We start from the raw sequence: 13,162 nt of genomic DNA, 5'->3' as shown, positions 1-13,162 counted from the left end.
TCATCGACCGGATGGCGGCATCAAGGCCGCGCACCCGGGCAACGACAGGTGCAGGGCACTACATGCTGCACTTCTCGGCGTAGGCGTCCTTGTGGTCTTCGAAGGCGGTGGCGATAATCTTGTTGGTGAGCACGCCGTCGGCTTCCTTCACCACCTCGCGGACGTAGATGTTCTGGATCGGGTGGTTGTTGTTGTTGAAGACGAATTTGCCGCGCACCGACTGGAAGTCTGCTGCCTTAAGTGCTGCGCGGAAGGCGTCCTTGTCTTTGACGCTTGCCTTGGACAGCGCGGCGAGGATCAGGTTTGCGGTATCCCAGCTCTGCGCCGCGTAGATCGAGGGCAGGCGCTTGTACTCGGCCTTGAAGGCTTCGACGAACTTCTTGTTGGCCTCGTTGTCGAGGTCCTTCGACCAGGTCGCCGAGTTCTTGACGCCAAGCGCCGCGTCGCCGATCGCCGGCAGGACGTCCTGGCTAAAGGAGAAGCCCGGGCCCATGACGGGGATGTTCACACCCGACTGGGCATATTGCTTCATGAAGGCGATGCCCATGCCGCCGGGCAGGAAGAAGTAGACGGTGTCGGCACCCGAGGCGCGGATCTGGGCGATTTCGGCAGCGTAGTCCGTCTGCCCGACCTGCGTGTAGATCTCGCCGGCAAGCGCGCCCTTGTAATAGCGCTTGAAGCCGGTCAGCGCGTCCTTGCCGGCCGGATAGTTGGGGGCGAGGATGAAGGCGTTCTTGTAATCCTTGTTGGCGTATTGGCCCATCGCCTCATGGAAATTGTCGTTCTGGTAGGCGACGTTGAAATAGTTCGCATTGCAGTTCGCACCGGCAAGTGCCGAGGGACCGGCGTTCGGCGACAGATAGATCACGTCCTGTGCCACCGTGTTCGGCACGACGGCCATCGCAAGGTTCGACCAGATGATGCCCGTCATCAGGTCGACCTTGTCGCCCTGGATCATCTTCTCGGCGATCTGCACCGCAAGTTCCGGCTTCTGGGCATCGTCCTCGATCACCAGTTCCACGTCCTTGTTGCCCGACTGCTTGATCGCCAGCGTGAAGGCGTCGCGCATATCGATGCCGAGGCCGGCGCCGCCGCCCGACAGCGTGGTGATGACGCCGATTTTCACCGGCTCGGCATGGGCAAGGCTTGACGTTGCAAGTGAAAGGCCAAGAAGGCCTGCTGCCAGAATGCGGTTCATGCTGTTCTCCTCTTTGTTGGTTCCCTTTTGGGTTGTGTTCTATCAGAGACCCGTGCGCACGTGCCAGAGCTCGGGGAAAAGTTCCACTTCGAGCATCTTTTTCAGATAGGACGCGCCGGATGTGCCCCCGGTTCCGCGTTTCATGCCGATGATGCGCTCGACGGTCGTGACGTGGTTGAAGCGCCAGCGACGGAAGTAGTCCTCGAAATCGACCAGTTTCTCGGCGAGCTCGTAGAGCATCCAATAGCGCTCGGGATCGCGGTAGACGATCTGCCAGGCGGCGAAGACCTTTTCGCTTTCCGTGCGCGTCTCGCGCCAATCGCTCTTGTCCGCTTCCGCGCCGACATCGAAACCGTTGCGCGAAAGAAGCCGGATCGCCTCGTCGTAGAGCGACGGCGCTGCCAGGATCGCTTCCAGCTTTTCCATGATGTCGGGGCGGTGCGCATGCGGCCCGAGCATCGCGACATTGCGGTTGCCGGCGAGGAACTCGATCGCCCGGTACTGCCAGGACTGGAAGCCGGAGGATTGGCCGAGCGATTCACGGAACGTGGTGTATTCGCTGGGGGTCATCGTTCGCAGCACATCCCAGGCGCTGTTCAGCTGCTCGAAGATGCGGGCGACGCGCGTCAGCATCTTGAATGCGGGCTCCAGCCGGTCGTCGCGGATCGAGCGGACCGCCGCGTTGATCTCGTGCAGCGCGAGCTTCATCCAGAGCTCGGACGTCTGATGCTGGATGATGAACAGCATCTCGTCATGGGCTTTGGAAAGCGGCTCCTGCGCATCCAGTACCTTTTCCAGCATCAGGTAGTCGCTATAGGACATGCGTCCCTCGAACGACATCTGGGCGCCTTCTTTCGAAGGGTCGTATGATTTGCTCATGTTTTCAGTTCTCCGACCGCAATCGGAACCGCTGGATCTTGCCCGTGGCTGTTTTCGGCAGGTTGTCCAGGAACTTTACCGATCGCGGATATTTGTAAGGCGCGATCGTCGCCTTCACATGATCCTGCAGACGCTTGATCGTTGCGTCGTCTGCCGACACGCCAGATATCAGAACGACATAGGCTTCGACAATCTGGCCGCGTTCCTGATCGGGCGCACCGACGACGGCGCATTCTGCGACCTCCGGGTGGGAAATCAGGGCGGCTTCGACCTCGGGGCCGGCGATGTTGTAGCCGGCGGTGATGATCATGTCGTCCGAACGGGCGGCGAAATGGAAGAAGCCGTCCTCGTCCTGATAGAAGGCGTCGCCGGTCAGGTTCCAGCCGTCGCGCACATAGTCGCGCTGTCGGCTGTCGGCCATGTAGCGGCAGCCGGTCGGGCCACGCACCGCAAGCCTGCCGATCGTGCCGCGGGGGACTTCCTGCATGTCGTCATTGACGATCCGCGCTTCGTAGCCGCCGACCGGCTTTCCGGTCGAGGCAGGCTTGCGGTCCTCGAAGCGGTTGGAAATGAAGATATGCAGCATCTCGGTTGCGCCGATCCCGTCGAGGATCGGCTTGCCGGTCTTGGCCGTCCACTCCTCGAAGACCGGACCGGGCAGGGTCTCGCCCGCCGAGATCGCGACGCGCAGTGATGAAAGATCGGCGCCGTTATCCATCGCCTTCATCATCGCCCGATAGGCGGTGGGCGCGGTAAACGAGATCGTCGCTTTGTACTTCTCGATGATCTCCACCATGTTGGCCGGCGTCGCATGCTCGAGCAGTGTCGCTGCGGCTCCAAAGCGCAAGGGGAAGATCGCAAGGCCGCCAAGGCCAAAGGTGAATGCGAGCGGCGGCGAGCCGACGAAGATATCGTCGGGCGTGACCCCGAGCACTTCGCGGGCATAGCCGTCGGCGATCGCCAGGAGATCGCGGTGAAAGTGCATGGTCGCCTTCGGAATCCCCGTCGTGCCAGAGGTGAAACCGAGCAACGCCACATCGTCGCGACCGGTATGCACCGCCTCGAAGACCACTGATTTGTCGAGCGCAATGCGGTCGAGTTCGGCGTCGTGGTTCGCGGTCCCGTCGAAACTCACGACCTGCTTCAGGAAGCGGCTGTCCTTGGCGCAGACGATCATTTCTTCCATCAGCCGCGTGTCGCAAAGTGCCAGGCTGACTTCGGCCTTGTCGACGATCTTGGCGAGTTCCCCGGCCCGGAGCATCGGCATGGTGTTGACGACGACGGCGCCGGCCTTGGTGGCCGCCAGCCAGCAGGCGACCATGGCCGGATTGTTGGCGGAGCGGATGAGCACGCGGTGCCCGGGCTTCACACCGTAATTTTCAACCAGCGCGTGGGCGAGACGGTTGGTCCAATCGGACAGTTCCTTGTAAGTCCGGCGGCGGCCATTGCCGATCAACGCGGTATGATCGCCGAAACCCTTGGCAACCATGGCGTCCGTCAATTCGACGGCGGCGTTGAGGTGATCCGGGTAGTCAAAACCTTCGAGAAGAAACTCCGGCCATTCTTCCTGTGGCGGAAGATGGTCGCGGGTGAACGTATCGACGTGCGAAGTCGGTCCAAGCATGTGGCGGCTGTTCCCTAATTTCGTTCGTGCCTGTTGCCCAGGCATTGTTCAAAGCCGGCTGAAAGTCTTGCGGTGGTTCAAAGCCCTGGTCTGCGGACAAGCGGCAAGCGTCGCGGCACTATTCAAAGTGACACGGGCCGTCGGCGACGCGACTCCAGTTATGGCGATAGGCACAGCGAGACCTCCACTTCTCGGCTGAACATGGGGCAGCATCGCACCAGTCCAAAATTATTTCAAGCCTAAAGTTTTTTTCGATTGCCGGCATTGCCTTTCCCGGTGGGGCAGGCGATTGCTATCTGTGAGGAGACATCAAAGGGAGGATGAAATCGATGCTGGAACACCGCATTTCCGACTGGGACGACGCCTATGCGAACGGCTCGAACATCGCGCGCGGCGATCGCTGGCCGGAAGCCTGGGTCAAACCGGCCGAGGCGTTCCGCAACGCCCTCTTGAGCGCCGGACGCGCCAAACTCGACCTTGCCTATGGCGATCGGCCGAGGAACCGTATGGATCTCTTTCTTCCCGACGGTTCGCCCAAGGGCCTGGTGGTCTTCGTCCACGGCGGGTACTGGCTACAGCTCGACAAGAGCTTCTGGTCGCACCTGGCGGCCGGAGCAGTGGAGCGCGGCTATGCCGTCGCGATGCCGTCCTACACGCTCTGCCCAAAGATTCGCATTGCCGGGATCGTCGAAGAGGTCGCCGCCGCTATAAGCGAGGCATCGAAACGCGTCGAGGGTCCCTTGATGCTGACCGGCCATTCGGCCGGCGGCCACCTCGTCAGCCGAATGATCACGACGACCGCGCCGCTTTCGCCTGATGTCCAGGGCCGGATCCGCAACGTCGTCTCGATCTCCGGCGTGCATGACCTGCGCCCGATCATGTCGACGGCCATGAACGAGAAGCTCGCGATCGACGAGGCCGAGGCACTTTCACAGAGCCCGGCACTGCTGCGGCCGATGCCAGACGCCCGCATCACCTGCTGGGTCGGAGGCGGCGAGCGTGCGGAGTTCCTGCGTCAGAACGCGCTTCTTGCCAATATCTGGACCGGATTGGGTGCAACGACGGCTGCTGTCGCGGAGCCGGACCGGCACCACTTCAACGTCGTCGACGGCCTTGCCGACGCCAAGCATCCCCTGGTGCGGACGTTACTGTTGGGCGTGTGAACGTCGGGCTGGGTCGCTCCCGTATTCCCTTGATAAGGGTATGAAGCGCTTCTATCTGCGCCATATCTCGGTGTTTGTATCGCTACTATATCCGTCAAAACTGACTAGAGTGCTCCTCCCGGTCTCGCCGGAAGCGAGCGACGCAAAATGAAGGCAAGCATGGAGACGCCGTCGACCGTCATCGATCTCGCTTCGATCGTCCAAACCTCGCTGGCGCCCGTCTTTCTTCTCGCCGGCACTGCCGGCTTTGTCAGTGTCTATGCCTCCCGGCTTGGCAGGGTGTCCGATCGCGTCAACGAGATCGGGGAGAAATACGAGCAGAACGACGCGCGGCGGATGCAGCTTGACTATCTGCGCCGGCGGACGCTGGCGCTCGAGATCGCCGTTGCGCTGGGGACTTTCGCGGCGATCTGCACGGGCTGCGCCATTCTCAATCTGCTCGCCGGCGCGCTTGCCTTCGGGTTTCGCGAGGAGAACCTTTTCTGGTTTTTCGGCGGCGCGATCGTCTCGCTCATCGGGTCGCTGTTGGCTTTCCTGTTCGAGATGCTGATCGCCGGGCGGAACATGCTGCGCCAGATGCGCATGGATCAGGCAGCGTCGGGCGGCGACTGATGCCGGTGCCGCCGTCAGCTTTCAGGCGAATTCAACCGTCGCCTGCGCCTCGTTGACTACGTACTCGATCTTGGCGACCGGCATCGGTCCCGGTTCTTCGCACACATTTTGGCGATCGGCTTGCCCATCTCCATCGTATCGAGCACCGCCAGGATGTCACGGCTCTCGGCGATCAATTCGGAAAAACGGATGAGGACGTCTGTCCGCCGCCGGAGCGGCATGCGCGAACAGACACCCTGTCGAAACCGCGTGGCCGCGATATCGCAGGCGACGTCGATGTCGGCGGCGTTGCCATGGCGCGATCGATCTTCAGGGGCGTCTGACGTGGCACTCGCCGGGGATCGCTTTCGATCGCGATTTGATCGGGGCCGTTAGAGCAAGCGCGAGAGAGCGTCAACTCTCCCATCGCGACATCGTTTCCGGTGCCGGCCATGACGCGTTCAATCTGACGCGCCGGGTCCGGCGCGAACGGGTGGGGAAGAAGTAGTCGGTCCGGGACCGGGAGAAAGTGTGGGACCGGAGCCGTCGGGTGAGCCGTAAAGCTGCCGTGGAATGGTCAGCAAATGGCCCCGATACGGCCGCATCGAGCCCATTCCAACGTTCCATCGTCGCGGCGCATTCGGTATCCGGCCGACCTTAGGGGCGATTGAAAGTCAGTGTCGCTCCTGATCACGTCATGCGCATCAGAGAGGAATGAATATGATCACCGGTTACAAACCCGTCGCGTCGCTCGCGGCGGCAGTCTTTAGCTTCATGGTCGTCAGTCCCGCATCCGCCCTTGAGATCGCTCAGGCCGAAACGACCCAGCCGACGCAGGGCCAGGCTGGCAGCAAGGGCCCGGACGCTGCGATCAGCGACCAGAAAATCGAGGCCTTCGCGGTTGCCTATCTTCAGGTCGACAAGGTCAGGCAGGAATATTCCGCCAAGATAGAAGCAACGTCGGATGCAACGGCGAAGAAGGACTTGGAGACCGAAGCCAGCAAGAAAATGGTCGAGGCGGTACAAGCCTCACCGACCATTTCGATCGAAGAGTATTCGGCAATCCTTACAGCTGCACAGAGTGATCCGGCAGTCGCCAAGAAGGTTCAGGCAAAACTCCAAGACACCGCTCCGACACAGCAATAACCGGCTTGGACGCAACCAGTTTGACAGAGACAAATGGGTAGCCCGCACCAGGTGCGGGCTACCCGCTACGAAATGGATCTTCGCCGATCTGCCTGACCAAGGTCCAGCGCTTCAAGATCGCCTGATTATCCTCCTCCGCTTCCCTGTTGTCCTTTGACGATCACCTACGACCAGCTCGCGATCTATCTCGCTGAAACCGGCAATGAGCGCGCCAGTTCGGGCGCCTGGCAAGAATTCCGGCGAGTGCTGTAGTCTCGCGCTCGAGCACTTCGGGCGTAATTCCGATGCATCGTCCTTCGAGGCTCAGAGACATCGCCATCGATCAGGATGCTGAGTCTGTCACGGTCGGGATCCGCAGCGCATCAGCCAGGATGGAGGCTTTTCTGAGCCTTGCCGGACGTTTCGGCCAGCTGCGTCTTCTCCACATTGAGTATCCAATCCCGGAAGGTCGCAATCTTTGGATTGTCCTGGGCGTGCTCGGGGCACACCAGGTAATAGGCAAACTCGTCTATCAAAGCCGCGTCCAGGAGCTTCACCAACTCACCGCTGGCGAGTTCCGCTGCAATCATTGCAGCGGGCAGCAACCCTGCGCCATGGCCAGACAGGATCGCCTTCAAAATAAGGCTGCTATCGTCAAACGACGGACCGCGGGGAGAACGGAACTCTTCCACGCCATTTGCCTGGAACCAAAGGCTCCATCCCTTGCGGTCGGCATCATGGACATGCGGCCAGCGGATGAGATCGTCCGCGCATCGAGGGACGCCGAGGCGATCGACGAGATCAGGGGCTGCCACGGCGACCATCTCGACGGTTACGACGCGGTCGCTGCGCAAGCCCGGATAACGGCCGGCACCATGACGCACCGCGACATCGACGCTGCCGCGAGAGAAATCGGCAAGGGTGCTGCTTGCGACGATTTGGAGATCGATTTCGGGGCTGATCTCCTGGAAGGAGTGCATGCGCGGCAAGAGCCATGCCGATGCGAAGAATGGCGTGACGCTGACTGTCAGCATGCCGCTGTCGTTGGAGGCCATGACGCGTCGCGAGGCTTCGGCAATCTGGCGAAAGGCATTGCGGACCGCTGGCAGGTAGTCCCGGCCCGCATCGGTCAAATAGATGCCGCGTGTCACTCGTTCGAACAGCTTCACGCCAAGATGTGTCTCGAGCGATTTCAACATCTGGCTGACCGCGCCCGGAGTGACGCAAAGCTCGTCGGCCGCCATCTTGACCGAGAGATGGCGGGCGGCGGCCTCGAAAGCCTTCAGGGCATTGAGCGGGGGAAGGTGGCGGCTCATGATTTAGATTTTCTAAGTTATAGGGATGATTAAATCTGGTTTGTCGGCCGAGTATGATGTGCTTTATCACATTAAACTGTGCTTGTCTCGCTCCTCACGAGGAACAGGAGGCGCGATTGAAGATAGATAGATTTTCTAATGTATTTCGCTCACCGCAGTCGGGAAAAATTGAATGACGATAGTTTCGGATGATTTCACTTTGCTCAGCCTCACGGAGATCGGAGACAGAATCAAAAGAGGGAGCATTTCCTCGCTGGCGATCACCGAGGCGCAGCTTCGGCGCATCGCGCGACTGGAACCGGACCTCCACGCCTATGCGCAGGTGATGGACACAAGCGCGCTGGAACAGGCGAAGGTGGCGGATGAGGAAATCGCCGCTGGACGCCATCGCGGCCCGCTGCACGGCGTTCCGATCGCCGTCAAAGACCTGTGCTGGATCGAAGGCGTGCCAACCAGGGCTGGCACACTCGTCCATGGCAATTTTGTTCCGGACGAAGACGCCACTGTCGTCAGACGCCTCAGGCAAGCAGGCGCGATCATTATCGGCAAGACGCAAATGACCGAGGGAGCGTATTCGGACTACCATCCGGCAATAACCCCGTCTGTCAATCCGTGGAGCGCGGACTACTGGACCGGGATTTCCTCGAGCGGTTCAGCTGTCGCGGCGGCAGCGGGCCTTTGTTTCGGTGCGATCGCGTCCGACACCGGCGGCTCGATCCGCTGGCCGGCGGCCGCAAATGGTGTCACGGGCCTCAAACCGACATGGGGGCGCGTCAGCCGGCACGGCGTTTTCGATCTCGCTCCCTCCCTCGACCACCTCGGTACGATTGCGCGAAGCGCCATGGATGCGGGGATCATTCTTGCCGCCATCGCGGGAAGTGATCCGAAGGACCCAACGGCGGCGGCGCAACCGGTGCCGGATTTCGCTTCCGCTTCGCGAAGCGGGGTCGGCGGTCTGCGGATAGGCTTTGATCCAGGGTGGAACAGCGAGGACGTGGAGCCTCAGACACAGGCCGCACTCGCCGCTGCCTCGGACGTTTTTTCCGATCTTGGCGCGCACATGGTCGAGATCAGGTTCCCGGACGTGAGCCAGGCCGTTGCCGATTGGGTGCCGAACTGCGCCGTGGAGGCGGCAGCCGTTCACGCGCGAGACTTTGCTGCGAACAAAGACTTGTACGGGCCTATCCTTGCCGGCGTCATTGAAAAGGGCAAAGCCGTCTCGGAGGCGGAGTATCAGCAGATCCTTCTGCGACGCGCGATTTTCCGCCGTGACGTCGAAGCCTTGTTTGCATCCGTCGACCTGATTTTGACCCCGGTTCAGCCGTTCGCTCCCCTGACACTCGCTGCCATCGCGACACTTGGTGAGCAGCCGGATCTGATCGCTAGGCTGCAGCGCTATACCTGCCCCCTCGATATGAGCGGCCATCCGGCACTGACTTTCCCTGCAGGTGTCGCAAAGGACGAGATGCCGATCGGCCTTCAATTGCTGGCTGGTCAGTTCCAGGAACTGACCCTTGTGCGCGCCGGAGCGGCATTCCAGGGGCATACGGCTTGGCACCAGAGACACCCGGGAAAAGGGTGACGGAGACGAACGATCATGAACGCTCACCGCCAGCGCCAAGGCATCTTCTACGGATGGGTCGTCGTCGCCGCGACGTTTACGCTGACATTCGTAGGTTTTGGTAGCGCCTATACCTTCAGCGCCTTCATCGAGGTATTGCAGCAGGATCTCGGGGCATCGCGTGGCTCCGTTTCGCTTGTTTTTTCTTTGGCAGGGTTTTTGTACTTCGCCCTGGGCGTGATTTCCGGTCCCCTTGCGGATCGGTTCGGAGCAAGATCGCTTTGCCTTGTCGGCATGGTGCTTGTCGGCTTCGGCCTTGCCTTGGCGGGCCAGGCGCGCACCATCGCCGAGGTCTATGCCGCCTATGGGCTCGGAATAGGTCTGGGCGTGGGATGTGCCTATGTGCCGGCCCTTGGGGCCGTTCAGCGCTGGTTCGTCGCGCGACGTGGCCTGGCATCGGGTCTTGCGGTCAGCGGTATCGGCTTGGGCACGCTTGTCATGCCGCCGCTGGCGACTTGGTTGATCGCCGCTTTGGGCTGGAGAGAGGCCTATCTGGTGCTCGGTGGAGCGGCCGCGGCCTTCGGCATAGGCGCCGCATTGCTGCTCGAAAACGATCCGGGGCGACGTGGTCTTCGGCCGGACGGAGTCTTCGTCGAACCGGGCGTCGTGAATTCGGCGGCAAAGGAGGGCGTTTCGGTCAAGGATGCGATACGGACTCGGCAATTTGTCGGCATGTATGTCGCATGCCTGTTGAGTGCAGTCGGCGTGTTCGTTCCCTTTGTTCATCTCGTCCCGTTTGCAGTCGATCACCAGATCGCTCCGACGGTCGGCGTCCTCCTCCTGAGCGCGATCGGCGTTGGGAGCACTGCGGGGCGCTTCTGCCTTGGGGGGCTTGCCGATCGTTTGGGTCGCGACACTTTCCTGGCGGCAATGTACGCGGGCATCGCCGTGTCGCTTGCGGTTTGGGCCTCTGCGACCGGGCTTTTGGCCCTTGTTGCCTTCGCTCTGTTGTTCGGATTGTTCTACGGTGGCTGGGTCGCGGTGCTGCCGGCCGTGGTTGCCGATCATTTCGGCCGCCGCAATGTGGGCGGGATCATCGGGCTTCTTTACACGAGCGTCGCAATCGGCACGCTGATCGGCCCGAGCCTCGCCGGCTTTATCTACGACGCCAGCCACAGTTACTTCCCGGCCATTGCGATCAGCGGAGGCGCCAACGCGGTGGCCGCGCTTGTGGCGATCGTGACCATCGGTCTCAAATCAAGAACGGCTGCGGAAGGGCTTTGAACTGGCGGTGCAGTTTTTTCGTCCGTTTCGCAATTGGATATCGCTGCCATGCGTTCGCATTGCTTGCGATAAATTGCTAACGATACAACCAATGAGATATGGTCGAGGGTGAGGGAACGAATGCCGTTCCATCCCTTGAGCGTTTCGCTTGCCGTCACGCATGGCCCCAATCGAAGCCGGCCGAAGAATGGGCCTCGATACTTTGTGAGGGGGCGGTTGCGCAGGTGCCAGGAGCACGAGCCCAACACCCCCCTTTAGCGGGCGTAGTATTTCAGCCAGCCCGTCGGCCATGGACTTCGTCTCGGTGTCGGTCTTATCCGGGCCGTCATCGCGAAGAATAGCGGCTACAGAATTCAGACGTGCGGCCAGGGCCTGCCGGGTGGGATTGCAAAGGACGAACGCAGTGAAGGATCTATCCCTAGAGCCAATCGCGACCGCCTCCGTTGAGAGGGAAGTCGACGCCACTCGTGGCGGTACCGATGCGATGCCCCTTCAGAGGATCGTTGCGGAACTTGGCTTGCCATCCGAGCCTGCGGCTGTCCTGATCGGCTCGGGGCAGAACTCGGTGGCCTACGAGCTTGACGGCAGGATCCTTCGATTGCCGCGTCATTGCGGCGCTGAACGCGACCTGGTGCGCGAAGCCGCGGCGCTTCGCGCGGTGCGGCCGCTTCTCCCGGTGCCGGTACCTGATCTTGAGGTGCGCCGCATCGACGGCCAATTCGTCTCGCTGCACGCCAAGATCTTGGGCGAACCGCTTTCGGACCTGACCGGCCTGAGGATAGGCGCACAGAGGGTTTTGGCCGCGGATCTTGCCGCCTTTCTAAAGGCTCTGCATTCGCTCCCCATCGACAGCGTGGAGGCCGAGCCTGCCGAGGCGTCTTCATCCGAGTGGAATGGCCTTTTGGCGCAATGCGAAGCAGTGGCCTTTCCTCTGCTTTCGCCTGATGTCGTTACCGGTCTGCGGAAGCGCTTTTCCGACTTTTTAGCGACCTGCGACGCGCTTCCGCAGTGCCTTATTCACGGGGATTTTGGGACCGGAAACATTCTCGTCGATCGCGGCAGACTTTCAGGCGTCATCGATTTCTCCGGCTGCGGCCCCGGCGACCCAGCTTACGATTTTGCGAGCCTCGCGGCAGGGCTTGGTGACCCGTTCGTCGACCTGGTGCTCGCGCACTTTTCCCCAGACACGGCGGCAAGGGATCGTATGGGTTTTTATCGAATGACCTTTCCGCTTCTCGACATTCTGTACGGCGTCGAAAACCGCGACCCGGAGACAGTCCGCGCGGGCGTGCACGCCTTTGCGGCGTAGTCCGCTCATCCTCTCACCGGGATTTGCTTCGGCCCACCTCATCCGAACGCGGTTCGATGTCCGCCATTGGGCGCGATGTGGACTTCGCGCCTCGGTTTACAGCATCGAAAAAAGCCGTTCGGCTCTCGTTTTTTTGCGCAATCGGGGAACAGCGGGCCAAGCCTATTCGTTGAGTGAGACGGGAAAATGTGTCGGAACGAGGAGGGGTTCGCGAAGCAATGTCGGGTGAGCCATCAAATCGCCCCGGTGCGTATATTTCGTTTCCCTACGACCGAACCATGCTGGGAGAGTTTCGACGGGCTTTTCCCCGGGCCAGATGGAGCGATGATAGGCGCAATTGGTTTATTCCGGGCAAGACTGCCGACCGCCGGTTTACCAGATGGATGGACGGCCAATTGTCGGAACGAGATCCGTTCGGTGAATCAAAGGGCAGGGACGCTTACGACTTCGATCCCATCGGCAGTCCGTATCTGGAGGCAGGCGATGACCTTTGCCTGCGGACACCTTTCTCCCGCACCATCGTTGAGGAATTGCGACAGGTGCCGTGGGCGCATTGGGATGACAATTCCAGGACGTGGCATGTTCCGTTCCGCTCCTACGAGGAATTGCGGAAACGGTGGCCTGTGATCGAAGCGGCCGCCCGCCGCAATGAACCGGATGCACGAAAGCAACGCCGACTTGCGTCGCGGGGGTCCGCCGAGGAACTGGAAGCGAGAAGTCGCAGCGTCGAACGGAGAAGACGGCGATACCCTGTTCCTGCGGTTTTTCCACCACAGCTCGGGCGTGCCGTCTCCACTGAAACTTACGGCGTCGTAATATTCATCGGGATTTCACAGGAGATTGTCCCTCGAACTTTCTCCTGCTCGTATCCATTCATGAACAATAGCCTGATGGAGTTTGTCTGGGCCTCCTGGCGGCCCGCAACACTGTCGGAATTGATCTCTGTATGGCCGGCACGCACCGGTCCCCATCATCGAAGCGGCTGGTGGCTTCCAGATCTGGAGGAATTGCGGGTTTCCAGGAAACAGGCCCGAACTCAAGAGCGCCGGCGCGCGGCATCCCGTTCTCATCGGGCGATTGCCGACGCGGGACGACCAAATGCACATTGATCG

The 13,162-nt window shown here is 61.0% G+C and carries 11 protein-coding genes; 7 read left to right on the top strand and 4 right to left on the bottom strand.

Annotated elements, in window-relative coordinates; all coding sequences use genetic code 11:
• Positions 1–58: 58 nt before the first annotated feature.
• Genes IB272_RS21100 through IB272_RS21090 form a run of 3 tightly spaced genes read right to left on the bottom strand, consistent with a single transcriptional unit; the run spans position 59 to position 3,701 of the window.
• Positions 59–1,198, bottom strand: a complete 1,140-nt coding sequence (locus IB272_RS21100) for an ABC transporter substrate-binding protein (RefSeq protein ID WP_060518003.1) — start codon at positions 1,196–1,198, stop codon at positions 59–61.
• 42 nt (positions 1,199–1,240) lie between these two features.
• Positions 1,241–2,077: a tryptophan 2,3-dioxygenase gene (gene kynA / locus IB272_RS21095; protein ID WP_060518000.1), complete on the bottom strand. Its 837-nt coding sequence runs from the start codon at positions 2,075–2,077 to the stop codon at positions 1,241–1,243.
• A 4-nt stretch (positions 2,078–2,081) separates the two neighbouring features.
• Positions 2,082–3,701 (bottom strand): benzoate-CoA ligase family protein, encoded by a 1,620-nt coding sequence (locus tag IB272_RS21090; RefSeq protein ID WP_034796293.1) that lies wholly within the window; start codon positions 3,699–3,701, stop codon positions 2,082–2,084.
• Between the two features lie 329 nt (positions 3,702–4,030).
• Here IB272_RS21090 and IB272_RS21085 point away from each other — a divergent pair, with 329 nt between their 5' ends.
• From IB272_RS21085 to IB272_RS21070, 3 genes are all read left to right on the top strand, one after another.
• Complete coding sequence (locus tag IB272_RS21085) at positions 4,031–4,864, top strand: alpha/beta hydrolase (RefSeq protein ID WP_060530164.1); 834 nt, start codon at positions 4,031–4,033, stop codon at positions 4,862–4,864.
• Between the two features lie 159 nt (positions 4,865–5,023).
• On the top strand, positions 5,024–5,476 hold the full coding sequence (locus tag IB272_RS21080) for a DUF2721 domain-containing protein (RefSeq protein ID WP_034796355.1): 453 nt from the start codon (positions 5,024–5,026) through the stop codon (positions 5,474–5,476).
• 699 nt (positions 5,477–6,175) lie between these two features.
• Positions 6,176–6,601 carry a DUF4168 domain-containing protein gene (locus tag IB272_RS21070; RefSeq protein ID WP_112975597.1) on the top strand — a complete coding sequence of 142 codons (426 nt, stop codon included), beginning with the start codon at positions 6,176–6,178 and terminating at the stop codon, positions 6,599–6,601.
• A 362-nt stretch (positions 6,602–6,963) separates the two neighbouring features.
• Here the strand turns inward: IB272_RS21070 and gcvA are convergent, their stop codons facing one another.
• Complete coding sequence (gcvA, locus tag IB272_RS21065; RefSeq protein WP_134887118.1) at positions 6,964–7,896, bottom strand: transcriptional regulator GcvA; 933 nt, start codon at positions 7,894–7,896, stop codon at positions 6,964–6,966.
• 172 nt (positions 7,897–8,068) lie between these two features.
• On the opposite strand from gcvA, the gene IB272_RS21060 reads away from it, so the two are divergent.
• The 4 genes from IB272_RS21060 (at position 8,069) to IB272_RS21045 (ending at position 13,159) form a co-directional block, all read left to right on the top strand.
• Entirely contained in the window at positions 8,069–9,478 is a 1,410-nt protein-coding gene (locus tag IB272_RS21060) for an amidase (protein WP_060530151.1), read from the top strand.
• Between the two features lie 15 nt (positions 9,479–9,493).
• Positions 9,494–10,741, top strand: coding sequence for an MFS transporter (locus IB272_RS21055; RefSeq protein ID WP_060580741.1), 1,248 nt, complete (start codon positions 9,494–9,496; stop codon positions 10,739–10,741).
• Between the two features lie 289 nt (positions 10,742–11,030).
• Positions 11,031–12,050, top strand: coding sequence for an aminoglycoside phosphotransferase family protein (locus tag IB272_RS21050; protein WP_110819257.1), 1,020 nt, complete (start codon positions 11,031–11,033; stop codon positions 12,048–12,050).
• A gap of 218 nt (positions 12,051–12,268) precedes the next feature.
• Positions 12,269–13,159, top strand: a complete 891-nt coding sequence (locus IB272_RS21045; protein WP_192444939.1) for a hypothetical protein — start codon at positions 12,269–12,271, stop codon at positions 13,157–13,159.
• Positions 13,160–13,162: the final 3 nt, after the last annotated feature.

This window comes from Ensifer sp. ENS08, from assembly GCF_014852195.1.
Lineage (GTDB): Bacteria > Pseudomonadota > Alphaproteobacteria > Rhizobiales > Rhizobiaceae > Ensifer > Ensifer adhaerens.
Note: the sequence above shows the minus strand (reverse complement) of the source record. Positions and strands in the feature narration are given on the sequence as shown.

What these genes read in the sequence shown, in the direction of transcription:
- kynA (WP_060518000.1), bottom strand. Translation starts at nt 2,077, where the DNA reads ATGAGCAAATCATACGACCCTTCGAAAGAAGGCGCCCAGATGTCGTTC.
- IB272_RS21060 (WP_060530151.1), top strand. Translation starts at nt 8,069, where the DNA reads ATGACGATAGTTTCGGATGATTTCACTTTGCTCAGCCTCACGGAGATC.
- IB272_RS21070 (WP_112975597.1), top strand. Translation starts at nt 6,176, where the DNA reads ATGATCACCGGTTACAAACCCGTCGCGTCGCTCGCGGCGGCAGTCTTT.
- IB272_RS21100 (WP_060518003.1), bottom strand. Translation starts at nt 1,198, where the DNA reads ATGAACCGCATTCTGGCAGCAGGCCTTCTTGGCCTTTCACTTGCAACG.
- gcvA (WP_134887118.1), bottom strand. Translation starts at nt 7,896, where the DNA reads ATGAGCCGCCACCTTCCCCCGCTCAATGCCCTGAAGGCTTTCGAGGCC.
- IB272_RS21085 (WP_060530164.1), top strand. Translation starts at nt 4,031, where the DNA reads ATGCTGGAACACCGCATTTCCGACTGGGACGACGCCTATGCGAACGGC.
- IB272_RS21045 (WP_192444939.1), top strand. Translation starts at nt 12,269, where the DNA reads ATGTCGGGTGAGCCATCAAATCGCCCCGGTGCGTATATTTCGTTTCCC.
- IB272_RS21050 (WP_110819257.1), top strand. Translation starts at nt 11,031, where the DNA reads ATGGACTTCGTCTCGGTGTCGGTCTTATCCGGGCCGTCATCGCGAAGA.
- IB272_RS21055 (WP_060580741.1), top strand. Translation starts at nt 9,494, where the DNA reads ATGAACGCTCACCGCCAGCGCCAAGGCATCTTCTACGGATGGGTCGTC.
- IB272_RS21090 (WP_034796293.1), bottom strand. Translation starts at nt 3,701, where the DNA reads ATGCTTGGACCGACTTCGCACGTCGATACGTTCACCCGCGACCATCTT.
- IB272_RS21080 (WP_034796355.1), top strand. Translation starts at nt 5,024, where the DNA reads ATGGAGACGCCGTCGACCGTCATCGATCTCGCTTCGATCGTCCAAACC.